The sequence below is a fragment of the Psychrobacter sp. MF31 genome, from assembly GCF_012847335.1.
Taxonomy (GTDB): domain Bacteria; phylum Pseudomonadota; class Gammaproteobacteria; order Pseudomonadales; family Moraxellaceae; genus Psychrobacter.
In genome coordinates this window covers 229,497-248,701 of sequence record NZ_JABBDX010000004.1, presented here as the reverse complement: position 1 = coordinate 248,701, position 19,205 = coordinate 229,497, and the positions used below count along the sequence as shown (strand labels likewise).

At 44.9% G+C, this 19,205-nt stretch carries 14 protein-coding genes; 4 read left to right on the top strand and 10 right to left on the bottom strand.

From position 1 onward, the window contains the following. Window positions 1-62 precede the first annotated feature (62 nt). Window positions 63-845, top strand: coding sequence for a methyltransferase domain-containing protein (locus HF322_RS07415; RefSeq protein ID WP_169392766.1), 783 nt, complete (start codon window positions 63-65; stop codon window positions 843-845). A gap of 94 nt (window positions 846-939) precedes the next feature. Here HF322_RS07415 and dnaK read toward each other — a convergent pair whose 3' ends face one another. Together dnaK and grpE are read right to left on the bottom strand one after the other, a co-directional pair. Continuing rightward, entirely contained in the window at window positions 940-2,886 is a 1,947-nt protein-coding gene (gene dnaK / locus HF322_RS07410; RefSeq protein WP_169392765.1) for a molecular chaperone DnaK, read from the bottom strand. Between the two features lie 323 nt (window positions 2,887-3,209). Beyond that, a complete protein-coding gene (gene grpE / locus HF322_RS07405) occupies window positions 3,210-3,815 on the bottom strand; it encodes a nucleotide exchange factor GrpE (RefSeq protein ID WP_169392764.1) in 606 nt (201 codons plus the stop codon). A gap of 452 nt (window positions 3,816-4,267) precedes the next feature. Here grpE and HF322_RS07400 point away from each other — a divergent pair, with 452 nt between their 5' ends. Both HF322_RS07400 and HF322_RS07395 read left to right on the top strand, forming a co-directional pair. Further along, window positions 4,268-5,791: an alpha/beta hydrolase gene (locus HF322_RS07400; protein ID WP_169392763.1), complete on the top strand. Its 1,524-nt coding sequence runs from the start codon at window positions 4,268-4,270 to the stop codon at window positions 5,789-5,791. 167 nt (window positions 5,792-5,958) lie between these two features. After that, a complete protein-coding gene (locus tag HF322_RS07395) occupies window positions 5,959-6,141 on the top strand; it encodes a hypothetical protein (RefSeq protein ID WP_169392762.1) in 183 nt (60 codons plus the stop codon). 145 nt (window positions 6,142-6,286) lie between these two features. On the opposite strand, the gene HF322_RS07390 is transcribed toward HF322_RS07395, so the two are convergent. From HF322_RS07390 to fmt, 8 genes are all read right to left on the bottom strand, one after another. Beyond that, window positions 6,287-7,387, bottom strand: a complete 1,101-nt coding sequence (locus HF322_RS07390; RefSeq protein WP_219848193.1) for a metallophosphoesterase — start codon at window positions 7,385-7,387, stop codon at window positions 6,287-6,289. 69 nt (window positions 7,388-7,456) lie between these two features. Then, window positions 7,457-8,440, bottom strand: coding sequence for a TIGR01777 family oxidoreductase (locus HF322_RS07385; RefSeq protein WP_169392761.1), 984 nt, complete (start codon window positions 8,438-8,440; stop codon window positions 7,457-7,459). A 194-nt stretch (window positions 8,441-8,634) separates the two neighbouring features. Further along, a complete protein-coding gene (locus HF322_RS07380) occupies window positions 8,635-9,291 on the bottom strand; it encodes a Sua5/YciO/YrdC/YwlC family protein (RefSeq protein WP_169392760.1) in 657 nt (218 codons plus the stop codon). A 37-nt stretch (window positions 9,292-9,328) separates the two neighbouring features. Continuing rightward, window positions 9,329-10,549, bottom strand: a complete 1,221-nt coding sequence (gene dprA, locus HF322_RS07375) for a DNA-processing protein DprA (RefSeq protein ID WP_169392759.1) — start codon at window positions 10,547-10,549, stop codon at window positions 9,329-9,331. 16 nt (window positions 10,550-10,565) lie between these two features. After that, window positions 10,566-11,663 (bottom strand): LysM peptidoglycan-binding domain-containing protein, encoded by a 1,098-nt coding sequence (locus HF322_RS07370; RefSeq protein ID WP_169392758.1) that lies wholly within the window; start codon window positions 11,661-11,663, stop codon window positions 10,566-10,568. Between the two features lie 262 nt (window positions 11,664-11,925). After that, window positions 11,926-13,353: a threonine synthase gene (thrC, locus tag HF322_RS07365; RefSeq protein WP_169392757.1), complete on the bottom strand. Its 1,428-nt coding sequence runs from the start codon at window positions 13,351-13,353 to the stop codon at window positions 11,926-11,928. A gap of 44 nt (window positions 13,354-13,397) precedes the next feature. Next, complete coding sequence (gene rsmB, locus HF322_RS07360; protein ID WP_169392756.1) at window positions 13,398-14,888, bottom strand: 16S rRNA (cytosine(967)-C(5))-methyltransferase RsmB; 1,491 nt, start codon at window positions 14,886-14,888, stop codon at window positions 13,398-13,400. A 13-nt stretch (window positions 14,889-14,901) separates the two neighbouring features. Next, the gene (gene fmt, locus HF322_RS07355) at window positions 14,902-15,954 is read right to left on the bottom strand and encodes a methionyl-tRNA formyltransferase (protein WP_169392755.1); all 1,053 of its coding nucleotides are present in this window, start codon (window positions 15,952-15,954) and stop codon (window positions 14,902-14,904) included. A 383-nt stretch (window positions 15,955-16,337) separates the two neighbouring features. On the opposite strand from fmt, the gene HF322_RS07350 reads away from it, so the two are divergent. Beyond that, on the top strand, window positions 16,338-19,175 hold the full coding sequence (locus tag HF322_RS07350; RefSeq protein ID WP_169392754.1) for a response regulator: 2,838 nt from the start codon (window positions 16,338-16,340) through the stop codon (window positions 19,173-19,175). The last annotated feature ends 30 nt before the right edge of the window (window positions 19,176-19,205 follow it).

Below are 19,205 nucleotides of genomic sequence, written 5' to 3'. Positions count from 1 at the left end.
CTTTTCTCAAAAGTATTTATACTTATATTGCAAAACTACTCTTTTTAAGTCGCCTGTTTATCATGACCCAAGCCATTAGCCACTCTCAAAACCTTCGCAAACAAGCCATCGCTCAACATTTTGCGAGCGCTTTTAATTATGATTACCACGCCACCATTCAACGCGAAATTTGTGAGCAGCTTATTGAGCAAATTTTAGAAGCCGAGCAATTCAAAATTCTTGAAATCGGCGCGGGAACGGGTCAGCTGACTAAGCTTTTGGCGCAAAATGTGGACGGCGATGATATCGTCATTAACGAACTTGCAGCTTGCCAACGTGATACTCTGCAAGCTATTTTGCCAAAAGCTACTATCATTATTGGCGACGCTGAAACGTTAGATTTTGGTCAAAACTTTAGCTTAATCATTAGCGCCAATGCCATTCAATGGTTTGATGAGCCGTTAAGTTTGGTGGATAAGGCATTTTTTAGTCTAAATTCTGGCGGTCAACTGTTATTTAATACCTTCTCCCCTAAGCATTTTTTGCAAGTCAAAGCCTTAACCGGTCAAGGTCTTAATTACCCAAGCAAAGATGCTTGGCAAGCGCGCTTAATTCAAGCTGGATTTACCCAAATTCAAATCACCACCAAACGCTTTGACCTATCTTTTGCCGATCCGATGGCGGTGCTGAAACACATGAAATTAACTGGCGTTTCGACCAATTGCCCGCAAAAAGCGTTTGTTTGGACTAAAGCCAAACTTGCGGAATTTATCAAACAATACCAAGCGCAATTTTTTAATCCAAATAAGCCGACAGAGGTGATATTAACTTACGACGCGCTTCTTATTTCAGCCATCAAACCTTAATTTAGTGGTTTAACAAGGCTGCTTTAAAAATAGGCATAAAAAAACGCAACCCTTAAGGCTGCGTTTTTTGTTTATTAACTAAGTTAATAACTACTTATTTTTTGTCGTCATTAACTTCGGTAAATTCAGCATCGACCACGTCATCATCAGTAGTGCTTTGAGCGCCTTGCTGACCATCTGCTGCTTGTTGGAACTGGCTTGGATCCATTCCGGCAGCGCCTGAATCAGTGTCCGCGTAGATTTTTTGGCTTACTGGCAAGAAGGCGTTATCAAGCGCTTCAAGTTTGGCTTTGATGTCGTCATGATCGTCTTCTTTGGTTGCCGCTTCAAGATCGCTAATTGCCGATTCAACTGCTGATTTTTCATCGCTTGAGACTTTATCCGCCGCATCTTTTAGTGCTTTTTGAACGGCATGGATGCGACCATCGGCTTCGTTACGAACTTGAGCAAGATTAGCAAATTTCTCATCTTCAGCGGCGTTGGCTTCGGCGTCACGAACCATTTGTTCGATTTCTTCATCCGAAAGTCCAGAGTCGGCTTTGATTTGGATGCTTTGCGCTTTTCCTGTGCCTTTGTCTTTGGCTGAAATGTTCATGATACCATCAGCGTTGATATCAAAGGTGACTTCAATTTGTGGCATTCCGCGTGGTGCTGGTGGAATGTCGGTCAAGTCAAAACGACCAAGCAATTTGTTTTGGTTTGCCATTTTACGCTCGCCTTGGTAAACCTGAATGGTCACCGCAGGCTGATTGTCTTCCGCCGTTGAGAACACTTGTGATTTTTTGGTTGGAATCATGGTGTTCTTTTCGATGATTGGCGTTAACACGCCGCCCATGGTTTCGATACCCAAAGTCAATGGGGTCACGTCAAGTAGTAGCACGTCAGTTTTGTCACCGGACAATACCGCGCCTTGGATCGCTGCACCAACTGCTACTGCTTCGTCAGGGTTCACGTCTTTTCTTGGTTCTTGACCAAAGAATTCTTGAACTTTTTGTTGAACCAATGGCATGCGAGTTTGACCGCCAACCAAGATCACATCATTCACGTCAGAAGCTTTTAGTCCGGCATCTGCAAGCGCGATGCGGCAAGGCTCCATCGTGCGCTGAACCAGCTCTTCGGTTAAGCTTTCAAGTTTTGAGCGGCTGATGGTCACGACCAAATGCTTAGGTCCTGAGCTGTCAGCAGTGATGTAAGGCAAGTTCACTTCGGTGCTTTGGGCGCTTGATAGCTCGATTTTAGCTTTTTCAGCCGCTTCTTTTAGGCGCTGCATAGCAAGTGAGTCGCCTTTTAGGTTGACGTCTTGGTCTTTTTTGAATTCGCTTACCAAGTAATCAATCAACGCTAAGTCAAAGTCTTCACCGCCCAAGAACGTATCACCGTTGGTCGCCAATACTTCAAATTGCTGCTCGCCTTCAACGTCGGCAATCTCAATGATCGATACGTCAAACGTACCGCCGCCTAGGTCATAAACTGCAACAACGCTGTCGCCTTTTTTCTTATCCATACCGTAAGCTAAAGCAGCGGCAGTTGGCTCGTTGATGATGCGTTTGACATCAAGACCGGCGATTTTACCGGCATCTTTGGTAGCTTGACGCTGAGAGTCGTTAAAATATGCAGGAACGGTAATTACCGCTTCAGAAACGGTTTCGCCAAGATAATCTTCGGCGGTTTTTTTCATTTTTTTCAAGATTTCAGCAGAAACTTGTGGTGGTGCTAATTTTTTGCCATTGATTTCAACCCAAGCGTCGCCATTGTCGGCTTTGGCAATTTTATAAGGCACCATTCCAATGTCTTTTTGAACGACTTTGTCATCAAAACGGCGACCAATAAGGCGCTTAATCGCAAATAAGGTGTTGGTTGGGTTGGTGACGGCTTGGCGTTTTGCAGACTGACCGACCAAGATTTCTTCGTCTTTATAAGCGACGATCGATGGCGTGGTGCGCGTGCCTTCGGCGTTTTCAATGACGCGAACGCTGTCGCCTTCCATCACTGCCACGCAAGAGTTGGTGGTTCCTAAGTCAATTCCAATTACCTTTCCCATTATTTTTCTCCAATGTTGTTATTGCTGAATGATTTTTAGCAAAATATGGCGCTCAATAATAATTGTGCCGCAAGCAGTTTGAGCAGATATGAAATTATCTGGAAGTTATCTGTCTTGATGCGGCTTAATTTACAATAGATAATCTTGAACGCTGACTTGCTGCTTTATATCGGTTTTCTTACGCTAATTTTCAAGGCATCTAAACAGCAAATTTTCAATTTAATGTGAAGTTTTGTGAAAATCCGCACTGTTCTTAAGGAATAGGTTTTAAACACTCATTTTAAAAGTTTTTAATTAAAAGCCAATTCCTATGCCAAACGTTATTATTGACCCACGCGAACCATGGCAGGGCGCAATAATCGACCGTTTAAGCTATAGCCTTTTTGCAAGACTTCGCCCACGGTATTGGCAGCAGCTTCGGTATCGATACCTACCGCTTCGTGAAAATCGGCGTTAAAGTCCTCGCCTTTGGGGTCGATAACGTCAACGCCATGCTTATTGAGAACGTTTAATAACGCTTTGTGGGTCAATACCACGCCTTCGGTCACCGCATCGTCCGCGCTGCCATTGTCGATGGCGCGCTCAAGGTTATCAACAATGTCTAAAAGCTCTTTGGCAAATTTTTGCAGGGCAAATTTTTTGCTTTTATCGGCTTCTTGCTCCATGCGTTTTTGCGCGTTATAAGCTTCGGCATTGGCGCGGGCGGTTTGCTCTTTGGCTTGTTTGACCTCGCCTTCAAGCTCAGCTATGCGCTCATGAAATGCGTTTAAATCAATCTCGCTTTTGATGGTCTCGTGACTACCATCATTGACTTTTGGGTCAAATTCCTCAAGGGTTTCCTCAAGAACACTGTCCTCGCGCTCGATGTTGCTTTGCGCAGCTTTTGGGTCTTTGGTATCAAACTTATGGTTTGGGGTCTGCTCGCTCATGATATCTCCTTATGATTGTTATTTGTTGGGGCAGTAATCCTAACAAAATATAGCAAATCGTGATTTTAATTGGGTGAACGCTGCATAAAGCAAACAAGAGTTTGCACAGCGTTGACACAATGACCAGTAAAAACGCTTAATTATGGTTTGGATTGCAATAGCGAATTGATAAAGGCGAACCGCTATGATTTCAAGGTTAAAGCTCAGGATTTTTTATACCAAAAGTGGTGAGTTACGGATTGATTACCAAAGATGACCGAACATGGCTTAAATTATGGAAAATTGCCTTTTATGATGGCGGTAATTTGACAAAGGATTTAAACAATGCGGCAAGTTTTACCAAAAAAGCGTTAATAGCTAATTAAAAAAACTGATAAAAAATGAGATGAAGCAAAACTTTTAATAAAAATTGAGCAGCAGAGCAAATTGAGCAAAAAAACTTGGAGAGGATGATGACGGTGATTCAACAGGATTTAAAGGTTTATCAGCAGCCAACCGAAGCGGACACGAGCAAAACATTGGGGCAAAAACTGGCAAAAAAACTGCAAGAGTTAGGACTGTCTTGGTTAAAATCGGCGATTAACTCAAGCATTAAACCACAAAATAAGCCAAGCTCACCACTTGACCGCAAGAGCAATTTGGCAATGCCAACCGCTAACTTGTCAACATCAGCGCCATTGAGCACTTTACAAGAAATTAAGGCTATGGCTTACCAGCCGATTGCGATTTATCACGATCATCATTTATATTTTGCGCTAAAAGCCGTCGGCTTGTTGCCAGATCGCGTCATTGAGCGCATCAATCGGCAAATTGGCGCGCCCACCAAAACGGACTATCCAAACGCAGACGCGCATTTGCGCCTGATTTTTGGCATTAATCGTAAAATTCGCCAGCCGCTTGATTTGGCGCATTTAGTTGCTTTTCGGCGCCGCTTTGATGCTTATGTGGTGGCGCTACAATCACCGATGGTTTGGCGAAATGCAAAGCTTGATCGATCGGCACTCAGCCATCCGTTGTGCCAAGCTATTTTGGGTAACAAAATTTTTAGCCAAAACGTTCATTGGCAAGACCAACTGATTGCTAACGCCGATGACGGCGAGATGCTCATTCGCTGCTATCACTCTTGTTCGCAAGATCAAAAAAACCGCGCAAAATCTTTACCAATACTGCTTTATTTTCACGGTGGCGGCTTTTGTATTGGCAATGTCGACACCCATCATGAGCTTTGCTATCAGCTTTGCGCCAAATCTGGCTGGACGGTCATTAGCGCCGATTACCGCTTAGCGCCCGAGTTTCCTGCGCCAACTGCGCTCAAAGACTGCCTTGCAGCTTTCGCTTGGGTATCACGACATGCCAAAGATTTTGGGGCTTCAGCTGAAAATATCATTGTGGCAGGCGACAGCGCAGGCGGCTGCCTGTCAGCACTGGTGGCGCAGCAGTTGAGCAAAAGCCAACATTTTGATTATCAAGATAAAAGCGCTCAAGAGCAAAGCCTTCAAGACGATGACATCAGCACTCAAATTTTTCGCCACGTTGCAGGGCTGACCCCGCCGATTGCTCAGCTGGCATTTTATCCAGTCACCGACAGCAATATCGATTATCCAAGCTGGTCGCTTTACGGCAAAGGCTTACTGCTCGATCATGAGGACGTGATGGTCTTTGACTCCGCTTATATCCAAAAAAGTGAGTTGATGCGATCGCATGCGCTCATCTCACCGATGGCGGGGGACAATTCAAAACTTTGTCCAAGCTTTGTGGTTGCTGCTGAGCTTGATATTTTGCGCGATGAAGCCATCGCTTATGCAAAAAGTCTTGAGGCAGATGGCGTGGTTACCAAAACACATTTGGTCAATGGCGCGCCGCATGGGTTTTTGCATTTAGCCGGCGTTCACCACGGTCTTCATCAAGAAACCAATTTAATTATCAACGACTTCATTGCCTTTGTTCAGCCGTTAATCCACGACCAATCATCCTAATACTTTCACTTTTTTAATAGTATTTCGACGAGCTGCACATTTTGTTGCTTAAACTGACTATAAAGCTTCGATAAGTTTTGTTAGATTAACCCCAAGCTATTTTGTTATTTTCTGACGTTTTACGATACTATCTTACGATACTGTTTTACTATAATAAGGATCGATTTATGGCACAAACCAGTTATGAGTTAACAGTCGCTGACCAAAGCGCGGCTAATGAATTGATTGAAGCGGCAGGAAAATTATCAGGTGTAAAATGGGTCAATGTCAACATGGACAAAGGCACGGTTGTCATCACCCACAGCGATGACTTTAATGAAGCGGATTTTAAATCCCTTGCTGGGCTTTGATTTATCTGCTTTTTGATTTATCTGCTTTAAGTTATCTCATTTTTATCATTTTAAAATGAGGTCACGCCCTAGTAAAAAGCCGCTCGTAATTAGCGGTTTTTTATGGTTTGTTATTTTATATGGGTTGTCATTTTAAAAACTAATTTTAAGTCTTTGATTTTAAAGTGACAATCCAAATCTCCGATCGCGTCCCCAAACGAAACGGCACGGCGCCAAAGCCAAATCCTGAGGTCACCAAAAACTGCGTATCATAAAACTGCTGCTGACCGTAAGCGATGGGCAAGACCAGTTTCATTAGCGAAGTTAATGGGAAAATCTGACCGCCATGCGTATGCCCTGAAAAATGAATATCAATGGGAAGCTCGCCAATTTCGATCACTGCGCTTGGGCTGTGCTCCAAAAATACAATCGGCTTATTACCTTCCGTTCCTGCAAGCAAGTCTCTAGCAGCAGGACGGTTTGGGTCGGTTTCATCCGAGCGCCCAACCAGCCAAAGCTCATCATTTAAGAGCTCTTTTTTATTGTCAATGACCGTAATTCCAGCATTTTCTACTGCTTTGGCAATGGCAACTTGATTTCCTGAATAGTCATGATTGCCAAGTACCGCAAATACCCCAAGCGGCGCTTTGATTTGGGAAAGCGCGTTTTGCATTTGGTATTTGTCAAAATAATAGGTGCTGTCATTCATGATATCGCCGGCAAAAAGTACCGTATCCACATTATTATCATCAATCAAAGTTGCCAATTTTTTCAGCTGACCATTGCCAAACCAGCGCCCCAAATGCGTGTCAGAAACGAGCGCAATTTTTAGCGGCGCAGGCAGGGGTTTATCAACTTCAAGGGTCAAATATCGCGTCGTTGGTGAATAGGCTGAAAATAAAGCCGTCGCGACAATGGCAAGGTAGCTTATTAGAAAAACGCCGCGAAATAGATGATCAACTCCTGACTGAAAAGCTGAGTTTTGATGTTGAAACCGTTTAATTACCCAAGCGATCAGCATAACAACCACAGTGATCACCGCGGCATAAAGCAAAAAGCCTTGCAAAATACTGATGACCAAATACACATGAAAGCGCTCGCGCCAAAACTCGCTTAACCCATAACTGAGCGCCAAATTATTAATGATAAAAACGAGAGCTACCCAGATAATGATGACTTTGCGACTTTTTAAGCGCAATAACCAAGATAAAATCAGGCTGGTAGATACCGCCAGCCCTTGCGAAATGAGTACAAATAACCAAATCATAATTAAAGTTTCACGTGAAACAAAAAAACGAACTAGGAATAATTCGTTAGAAATCAGCCTTAAAAACCATTACTTAGAATTAATACCAAGCGCTTGCTCAAGGGTTGGCTGGTGAAATTCAAATCCTGATTCAAGCAATGCCTTTGGTAAGACCTTTTGACCCTCGAGCAAAAGTGTGGACATCTCACCAAACATCGCTTTGAGCACTGGCGCGGGCAAACTCATGATCGTTGGTCGATGAACAAAACGACCAAGCGCTTGGGTAAATTCAAGATTGGTGACCGGATTTGGTGCAGTAAAGTTAAAAACTTGGGCTTTGGTGTTATTGCTGCTATCGCGCTCGTTATTAACATCGGTGATCTTATCATTTGCTGATAGCTGATGATTGATCACAAAAATCGCCGCGCGAACCCAATCTTCACGGCTGATCCAGCTCATGATTTGCGCGCCATCACCAAGCTTGCCGCCAAGACCAAGCTTAAATGGCTTTAATAAGCGCTTGACCATACCGCCTTCAGGATGAATGACAATGCCGGTGCGAACGATGGTAACCGGAACGCCAAAGTCTAAAGCCGTCATGGCAAGCTGCTCCCACTTTTCACAAAGCTTATGGGCAAAGTCTGGATTGGCAGGGCTTGCTTCATCAAGTGGGGTGTCGCCTTGGACGCCATACCAACCAACCGCCGAGCCGCTCAACAGCAATTTGGGCTTAATCGCAGCTTTAGCAATAAATTCTAAAATTGCCTCCGTTGGTTTGATCCGGCTTGCCATAAGCGCTTTTTTACGATCATCGCTCCAGCGCGAATCGGCAATCCCTGCCCCTGCTAAATTGACGATCACGTCAAAATGTGGCTCAGCTTGCGATCGCGATTTTAATTCCTCATAAGTGATGATATCGATATCATCATTGTGATCTTGATTCGCGTTTCGCGACAGCCAAGTCACCTTTACCCGCTCCTTGATGCCGTCATTTTGCTGACGGGCTTGGCTGATAAGCGCGTCACTTAACGCTCGCCCCAAAAACCCGCTGCCACCGCTGATTAATACGTTCATTGCTTTATCCTTATTTTGTAAATCGCTGCTTTTATTACGATATTTTTCATTGATAAAGACAGTTTGGCAAATCATGACGACCAATTACAAGAGGACAATTGTAGAGGTTTACGTTATTAAAGGAATCATCGACAAACGGTAAACTCATTAAGACTAACGGTAGCTTTTAGATTGATGGTAGTTTTTAGCAAGCTTTAGCGAATAAGCTGTCCGCTGATGGCATCACGGATTTGGCTTGGAAGCTCATAACCAAGCGTATCGCCTGCTAAATACTGTACATGTTGCGCCGCGACTGATGATCTAAAATAGCTTAGCGCATCATCCAAGTTAAGCGCTGGCGGCTGACCGGTTAAGTTACAACTGGTCGATACCAAAAAGCCAAATGGATTGGCGTCATTGACAAGAGCAGCGCAAAGTTTTTGGATAAGTGGATGATTGATAACGCGGATGGCAAGACTTTGATGAGCGCCTGTCACCCAAGTTGGGATTTGCGGATCAAGATTTTTTGGGAGGGGAAGCAACCACGTTTTGGCTTGATTTTGGCTGTTTGGAGTTGACTGCCAGCTTTGAAGGATTTGCTCGCGCTGATCGGCAGTGAGTGGCGCTAAAAACGGCTCAATGCGCGAAATGCTGTCCGTCACCACGATCAAACCTTTTGCTATCGGTCGCTGCTTGATGGTAAGCAAGTTGTGAACGGCATTTTGGCAAAATGGATCACAACCAATACCCCAAACGCTTTCGGTGGGATACGCCAATAACTGACCGTTTTTTAGCCACGTTGCGGCTTGTGAAATATCGTTAGTAACTAAATCATGATTCAAAGAAGGATTGCTATCGGTTAAACAAGTCATGGCAAAGCATCATGTTAAAAAGCTTATAATACCACGACTAAACGCGCAAATAACGACCGCCTTGCTCACGAATGGCGCCTAAAAGCTCAAGCTCCATCAACTGACCGATCAGCTCAGGCGGGCTGATTTTTGTGGCTGTCACCAAAGCATCCAAATCTTGACCATGCCAATCAAGCCGTTGATAAATGCTATTGAGATGATCGGGAACCATCAAAGCTTGCGGTAAGGCTTTTTTGACGTGATAGCTGACCGCTTTGGGTTGATTATCAGTCGTATTGCTGGGCGCTGGTCGTTTTGGTAATAAAGGCTTTTCGTATGGCGCATCATTGACATTAGCCGTAACCGCCGTTGGCAATTGCCAACTGACATCCATCAGCACTTGATCAGGATGATAAATGAGCGTTGCGCCCTCGCGGATCAGATGATGGCAGCCCTCAGCATTGACATTATCAATATGACTTGGCACGGCAAAAACTTGCTTGCCCTGCTCGGAGGCAAGCCTTGCGGTAATGAGCGAGCCGCTTTTTAGCGCTGCTTCCGTGACGATGGTGGCGGCACTTAATCCTGCCACCAAGCGATTGCGTCGCGGAAAGGTATGCCGCTGCGGTGGCGTCTTTGGCAGCAGCTCACTGATAATGCAGCCGCCTTGATCGATGATTTGCGCGATCAACTGGTCATGATGATTGGGGTAGCAAACGTCAATCCCTGTTCCCATGACGCCAATAGTTCGACCTTGATATCTGGGATCAGATTGCAAAAGCGCCCCTAAATGAGCGCGTTTGTCCACGCCCATCGCAAGACCGCTGGTGATAACAAGTCCGGACTGCGCCAGATATTGCGCCAAATCAAAAGTGATTTTTTGCGCATGAGCACTTGGCTTTCGGCTACCAACAATCGCAATTTGCGGCTCAACCAAGCGCTTAATATTACCTTGATAAAATATCAAGGGCGGCGGGTCAAAAAGCTCAAGTAAATTTAGCGGAAAATCTGGATGATCGGCAAAAATTAGCTGATACTTTTGCCGAGCAAGTCCAATTTCAATCGTTTCGATAAATTTAAGCGTTGCCGCGTTATCTTTATGGCGCTCAATATGAAGCTTGTGAATGCCAAGCTGCTGCCATTCAGAAGCGCTTGCCTGCCAAGCGCTTAATGCCGACCCAAACTTTAACATAAGCTTTTGATAAGCGCTTAATGAGCAGTTGACCTCAAACCAAAGGGCAAGCGCTGATCGATTATCAGCCGTCATAGTTACCGTCATGACCATCACCTATTCCCTATAAAGAAGGCGGCGGCAACAATTTATCACCGACATTCAGTGGCAGTTCTGACTCCAAAACATAAGCATAGCTGATGTCATCAAAGGTATTAAACACCATGACCATGCCGCTTTGCTCGCTTGGCAGACGAACGGGCGCATCATTGTCGCGAATATCACGAATTAACGGTCCTTTTTGATAAACACTTAATACATCGCCCGGTTTTGCACCATGACGACTGCCCAAGTTGATTGCCACCACACTACCACGCGCCGCTGAGCTGATCGAATCGAGCACCCGAACGATCATGCCACCGCGTGACACCTGAGCAGGCGCAGGATAAAACACCGGCGGGATGGCGTGATCAAGCTCAACAAACACACGATCGCCTTCGCGGACTTCTTTACCATAAGAGCCGGTCAACTGAAGGCTGGTAATTCCATCGGTGTTGGCATCTGTTACCAGTCCAGTTGCCACCTGCGTGACTTCAAGACCAATGACGCGCTGAGTGGTTGGGTCAACGTACGGCTGACCTTCGCGGTAAATGCCATAGCGCTGACCGACAATCAGCGGAATACCTTTGGCATAAACTTTATCGCCCACGCCTGTGATCAAATTGCGATTTTTGGACGCCAAAACGTACGGGGTGGTATTAAAGTCCTTTGCATTAATGATGATGGTTTTATCAAGCCAATGCTGAATCGCTGACCAAGGGATCGGCGGGATGCTATTTGCCGCTGAGGTCACTGCTACCGCTGTCGTGACCACAGCTCCGGTCAACTGCGCCTCAACGCCTACGCAGCCCTCGCCGGTGTCTACACCAACCAGCGTTTTTCCTTGAATCACGCACAAAATCAGCACATCGTTTGGATAAATTAAATTAGGGTTTTTGATTTGCTTATTGGTTGCCCAAATCTCTTTCCAGCGCCAAGGGCTTTGCAAATAGCGTCCTGAAATGTCCCAAAGCGTATCACCTTTTTTGACCGTATAGCGGTTGGGGGCATCGGCTTTGATGGTGGGTGGCGGGTTGTTGGCAACAGCGGTATTCATCAACAGCGCGCTACTAACTACGATGGCAGCTACAGCTTTGGTCAGCATTGAGAGACGATGGGTCATTGTTAATTCCAGCTAAGTCAATTGCAAGCGCCAAGCCGCCACCAAGAAGCTCTCAAGCCATGGAGAACTCCCTTATTTAGTTCGCGCAGCAAGCACTTAAAGTAAAATTATGAAATAAATATTTTGCGACTACCATACCACAATATTAAACACTTTTTTACAAAAGGGTAACTTTTATTTGGACTTTTTAAACTTATAAATTAAAAAAAAGCTCCTCTGTTTCACGTGAAACAAAAGAGCTTTTTATATTAATAAGCTAAATTTAAGCGTTTGCAGAATTTGGTTTGACGAACTTTTTAATTTGTTCAGCAACCAAGTTAGCATCGTTATCAAGAACGGTCACTTTTTGTGGCAGCTCTTCTAAGCCTTGCGTATGTTCAGGTCGCGGCAGGTCAACTTCACCAACGGCTTCGACAATCGTTTCGGCAAATTTGGCAGGAAGCGCGGTTTCCGCGCAAATAATCACTTCATTAGGCTGTTGTAATTCACGAGCAACCTTGATGCCATCGGCAGTATGTGGATCAACCAACTCGCCAAATTCTTCATAAACGCGCTTAATGGTATTTAGGCGGTCTTGATGGCTTGACTTGCCAGCAGCAAAGCCATAGCGCTTATTGATCGCTTCCATGAGATCAGACAAGTCAAAACCTTGACCAGATTTCACCCCATCAAACAAGTCATTTACGCGATGGCTGTCTTTATCCAGCAGCAAATAAACAAAGCGCTCAAAGTTTGACGCTTTTGAGATGTCCATCGAGGGACTTGAGGTCACAAACGTTTTGTCTGCCGATCGCGGGTTATAAGCACCTTGGTTAAAAAAGTCGTTGAGCACGTCGTTCTCATTGGTTGCCACAATTAAGCGCTCAATCGGCAATCCCATTTCGCGGGCAATGTGACCGGCGCAAATATTACCAAAATTGCCTGAGGGCACGCAAAAGCTTATGCGCTCATTGTTGCTGCTGGTCACTGCAAAATAGGCTTTAAAATAATAAACGATTTGCGCCAAAATCCGACCCCAATTGATGGAGTTGACCGTTCCTAAATCGTAATCGGCTTTAAATTTGGCATCTTGCTGGAGCGCTTTAACAATATCTTGGCAGTCGTCAAACATGCCCTCAACGGCGATATTATGGATATTGTCATCCATGAGGCTGTACATTTGCGCCCGCTGAAAGGCGCTCATTTTGCCATTTGGGGATAACATAAAGACTTCGATGTTGTCTTTACCGCGAAGGGCGTATTCTGCCGCACTTCCGGTATCGCCACTGGTTGCACCAATGATGGTTAAGCGCGCGCCTTTTTGTTTGAGGACATACTCAAACGCATTGCCTAAAAACTGCATGGCAACGTCTTTAAACGCCAATGTTGGACCATTGGACAGCTCTAAAATGTGCAAGTTTTCGCCCAGTTTTCGGGTCGGAACGATGTCTTTTGAGCCAAAAACTTCTGCCGTATAAGTGCGATCAATGAGGTCTTTTAAGTCTTCTTTTGGGATGTCGGTGGCAAACAGCGACATGATGGCAAACGCAAGCTCGGGATAGCTGAGCTTTCGCCAAGCATCAAGCGTCGCTGAATCAATTTGCGGATAAGTTTCAGGAAGCATCAAGCCACCATCAGGAGCAAGCCCCATCAAAAGCACATCACTAAATGCCATCGGCTTGGTATTACCACGAGTACTGATATAGTTCATAGCAACTCTCAATAAAGAATAAAATTAAAAATAACAGCGACTGATTAATTTTTCGCTGGTTTTTGTAATAAGGCAAAATAAAAGCCATCGCCGCCTAACGTATCTAAAGGCAAGCACTGTCGACCAACACTTTGCGTGATGCCAAAGCTGCAATCATCATTAAATTCAATTGCCACTGCCTCTTGATGGCGGGCTAAAAACGACTGCATTTGTTGCTCGTTTTCTTGTTTTAAAATTGAGCACGTGACGTATAACAAAAACCCGCCCGCTTTTAATTGCGACCAAAGGTTGTCTAAAATGTCCGCTTGCAACTTTACGGTTTGGGCAACATCGTCCTCAACGCGCAGCAAGCTGATGTCCGGATGACGGCGAATCACGCCTGTTGCCGTACAAGGCGCGTCCAATAAAATGGCATCAAAGCCGCCAGTGTTGCCCTGACCATCTTCCTGCCAAGTGGTGGCATCGGCGCAAACATTTTGAACGTTAATTTTTGCCAATTTGGTCAGTTGTAATCGCTCAAGATTGTCATCAACGCGCACAAGTCTTTTGGCGTCATTATCGAGCGCGCTGATATTGATTTGTTTCACGTGAAACTTGTCTTTATCTTGGTTGAGTAAATCAAGCCAATGCGCCAATTTCCCGCCAGGAGCAGCGCAAGCATCTAAAATTTGAATTGGCTCAGCATCAGCATTATTATTGTCATTTTTTAATTGTGATAATAGCGCTTGATGAATGATGGGCGCGGCAAGCTGAGCATGAAGGTCTTGAACACTAACAGCGCCCTCGCTAAACTTTGGCAATGCGCTGACCGAAAGGCTACTTTCTAATCGTAACGCTTCGGTTTTTGCGATAGTTTTATTCGAAAGCATTTTGTCAGCAGACACTTTATCAGCAGGCATCTTACTAACAATGTTAAGCCCAATCGTTTGGCAAATTGATTCAAAATCAATACCACTATCTAACAGCGCTTTTTTATAATCATCCGCGTTTTCAACGACGTTATTGACCCGCAAAAACATCGGCGCAGGCTGTCGCAAGGTTTTGGTTAAACTGTCATAGTCAGCCGCCCAATCTTGCTTTAATTGATAGGCAAGCCAGTTGGGCAAGCTGTGATTTTTATCCACTTTTTTACGAAACTTATTGGGGTTTTTAGCCACTTTTCGCAAAATGGCGTTAATCAGCCCCGTTGCTCGCGAAAATCCTAGACCTTTAGCCGCTTCTACCGTTTCATGAATCGCCGCATGGTCAGCAACTTGTAAATACAATAGCTGCGTCAGCCCCAAGTGCAACACCGTGCGAACTTCAATCTCGTCAATAGGATTGTCAGCTAAGCTATCAATTAATCGCGACTGAGCGTGCCAATGCCGAAGCGTGGTAAGCAGCAAGGCATGAGCAAAGCTTTTGTCAGCATTGCCAACGCGGGCAAGCAGACCATCAAGCAGGCTTGATAGCGATTGACCGCGCTGAATGGCAATCAAAACTTCGGCAATAAGAACACGGGTATTTTTTGAGTCCGTTTTTAGATGTTGAGTCATGGTTTATTTTTCTTTAAAACAGTGAGCGGTCGGCGCTGGCATCATTTGCAAACCCATCGCCGTCATTGATTTGGTTGCCGTGACAAAGTTGCTCGGCGCTCATGGGTTTGCCGCCTGCAAATTGCAACTCAGTGATGGCAAGGGCAGTTTGTTGAATGTCATCAACATTGTCGGCGTTATCTGTGCCGCAAGCCACCAAAATGGCTTTTTTGCCAACGCTAATCACGCGACCAAACGGCGCTTGAACTGACGAATTGAGCACCACCGGATACGCCGCCAAAATCTTGACTCGCTTGCCATTTAAAAAGCTAAATGTTCCGGGCCAAGGATTTAAACCGCGAATTTGCCGCTCAATGAGGTTGGCTGAAATATTCCAATCAATTAAGCCTTCATCTTTGGTCAGCTTTTGCGCGTAATTGGCAAGGCTATCCTTTTGCGATTTGGCGTTGGCTTGATAATTTGGCAAGTCGCCAATCACCGTCATAATCGCCTTTGCGCCCAAATCGGCTAAGCGGTCATGAAGGCTGGCTGCGGTATCGCTTGGCTCAATTGAACAGCTGACTTTATAAAGCATATCGCCGGTATCCAAGCCTTGATCCATCTGCATGATGGTAATTCCCGTCTCCATATCGCCTGCCAATAGCGCGCGATGAATGGGAGCCGCGCCGCGGTAGCGCGGCAGCAACGAGGCATGAATATTTAAGCAGCCAAACTTGGGAATGCTCAACACGCCCACTGGTAAAATCAACCCGTAAGCGGCAACAATCATCAAATCCGGATGATAAGATCGCAATGTTTCTCGAGCATTTAGCCCCTCGGTTACCGACTTTTTAAAGGTAGATGGCTGCTGAACAACGATATCATTGGCAATCGCCACAGCTTTTACTGCTGATATGGCAAGCTTTTGACCGCGACCCGCTTTTCGATCAGGCTGAGTATAAACGGCGACAATCTCAATATTCAGCGCTTCTTGCTGCTCAATAAGCGCCTCTAGGCTTTTTGCCGCAAACTCAGGCGTTCCTGCAAATACCACGCGTAATGGCGGCGCAATCAGCTCGGTCATCATTTTAGTCTTTCCAAGGGTCGATAAAAATAAATGCTCACGTCAGCCATCATCAGCTGATTGATCATTATAGGCAAGTTTTGCTGATAGCGCTATGATTACCCGCCGCTTATTAAGCGACTTTTGCACCAAGATGATGTTAGTAGCAAAGGATAATCACTCACCTTTAACCTAAATTTTATTCTCTTTGTCCTGATCACTTTCCTAACTTAACTAAAAACCGCTACAATCTGCCGCTCGTCTCTTTTGCTAAAACACGGCTCAAAAATCATTAAGAATGATGGCGTTATCCCGAGCATTGTTTGTTAAGATAGAGCCTCATTGTGACAAAGGGTTTTAATGACAAGCTGTCATTACATTAGGGTCAAAAGCTAGGATCAAAAGCCATGCCGCAGTTTCAGTCATTAAAACGCTTGCTGACTTTTTATTTAATGACCCTCATCATGATGTTGATCTTATATTATGCCATGATGGTGGTGGTGCTTAAAAAAAACCATCAAGAGCAAAGCTTGCAAGCACTTGCCGCGTTTAAATTTGACATCTTAAGCTTAAATACCCCAAGCAATGATGACATTGAAAGCATTTTGGCAAAGCCGATGTTTCAAGACTTAAGCTATCAGCTGATTTTGATGCAGCCTTCGGGGCAAACTTATATCCACCGAGCCAACCGCTCCGATGAACCCAAATTTGCGACGGTTATTTTTCCTCATCAGCACAGCGACGACTATACGCTGACCAATCATGTGGTGACGGCAACCTTTGACTTAAACAATAACGCTCAGGTGTATTTGGTCATCAAGCATCGCCCGATTCATATTGACTGGACAGCTTATGAGTCATGGCTACCTTTGATCGTGGCGATCAGTTTGTTTATCGGGGCATTACTATTTATTTTAAAACGGCGCAGCAATTGGGAGCAGGTGCTGACTTATACCGATCAGCTGATTAATGACACCAAAGAAAGCTATGTTCCGCCGCCTTTTGATAATGCCAGCTCCCCGATTGAATTTTTGCGCTTAGGTCACCTGCTCGGTCGTATCAGTCACGATCTGCATCAAAAGCATCGGCGAATCAAAATGCTTAATCACAGGCTTGAGCGCTTGGTGGATAAAGCGCCGCTGCCGATGCTTATGGTAATGCGCCAAGGTCAAATCAGTTTTTTTAACCAACGCTTTGAGCAAATTTTTACGACCAACTTTCAGCGCGGCATAAGCTATAAGCTCACCGATTTTGTTACGGGCAGCGATAAAACGACCCAACAGGCGCTCAGCCGACTTGGTGATCAAAAGGTCGCTCGAACCTTGCTGGTTTACGGTCTTGAAGATAAGCTTGCCTATCAGCTTCATATGACGCCTTGGTTTGGTGAGCACGGTCAAATTCATGGCTTTACTGCGGTACTTAGTAACGTTGATAAATGGTTGAACCAAACCCAAACCCTTGAGCGCCAACTTGAGTCGCAAAATCAAACCATCCTTGAGATGACGCGACTGCGCTCGGTCATCGGTCATGAGCTGCGAACGCCACTAAACGCCATCATCGGCACCCTTGATTTAATCGATAGCGAGGATTTTACTGCCAAGCAAAAAGAGATTTTAGCGACGCTAATGCAATCGAGCCAATCCATGCTGATGCTGCTCAACGACATGCTTGAGATGGCAAAGATTGAATCTGGAAACGCCGTGATTGTTGATGAGCCGGTGGATATTTTTAAAGTCAGCCAAAACACCAGCACGCTCATGATCGGTAGCGCCAGACGCAAAGGCTTAGAGCTGGTTTACGCCTTTATGCCCAACTGCCCGCGATATATTCATACCGATCCTACCAGGCTTCGGCAAATTTTACTGAATCTTCTTGATAACAGCATCAAATTTACCCCATCCGGTCATGTTGCCTTAATCGTTGATTTTATTGACAGCGATCAGATGCTCTGCATTGCTCAAGATAAATTAAATGAGAAAAAGTCCAAACGTGATAAAGCGCTCAGCACAGTTGCGATAACTCATATCGAGCCGCCAGTTCATCATTGGCTAGAAGACATTGCCCAAAAACAGCAGTCTTGGATTCGCTTTCGTATTCAAGATACGGGCATTGGCATCAGTGAGGAGGAGCAGCAGCAACTGTTTTCTTATTTTAACCAAGCCAACTCGCAGATTCAGCGCCAATTTGGGGGCAGTGGTCTTGGTCTTGCAATTTCAAACAGCTTTGCCAACTTGCTTGGCGGCTTTATCGTTTTGACCAGCCAATCAGATCATGGCAGCTGTTTTGATTTATTTTTGCCAAGCCAATATCCTGAATTTCGACCGCTTTATCTATCCACTCATAATTTCAGTCATATTCATCTGATCGGCGTGATCAACAACCCGATTCGTGAATATCACCTTCAGCGCTTAGGCGAGCATTTGGCATTGACCACCCAGCTTTACGCCACGATTGACGAGATAGCTTTAGACGACATTAAAGCTACGTTATCAAAGCTGCCAGCGACTAAAACTCCCATATTACTTATTGATTACGAATACTATTTAGCCGCTCATGAGACTTTTGCACACAATTTATTCAAGCAGTTAATCGAAATCCCAAATCTTGCTAAAATACTCATGAGCATGAAGTCTGAGCGCGGCATTTCATCTGCCCTTTTAGATCAGTTTGACAGCTTTTTAAACAAGCCTTTAGACGTGGCGCTGTTGTTATCTGAGCTGACGCGATTAACCCAAATGCCGTTTGATGTTAACTTAAATCTTTCACCGCCAAATTTAAATCAATCGGATCATCCTGACGCAATACCACAACTGGCACCATCGCAATCCTCAGCAGCGACATCGATTACTGATCCAATTGACCCTTTAACTGCTACAAAGTCCTCACTGATTTTAGTTGTAGAAGACAACCCGACCAACCAAAAAATCACCCAAAAGCTGCTTGAAAAACTGGGGTATATCAGCTTACTTGCCGAAGATGGCGAAAAGGCGCTTGAGGTGTTAAAAGCGCATCGACAAGACATTGCCCTGATTTTGATGGATTGCCGAATGCCTAATATGGATGGTCTGCAAGCTACCCAAGCCATCCGAGCAATGGGTGATGACATCACCATTGTTGCCCTCACAGCGAACAATAGCGATGAGGACAAAGCAGAATGTTTGGCAGTTGGCATGAATGATTTTTTAGCCAAACCCATCAATAAAGATCAGCTAAAAAACGTATTGACCAGATTTTTAAGCGCTTAGAAATCATTTAATGCCATCAAGTTATTGGCA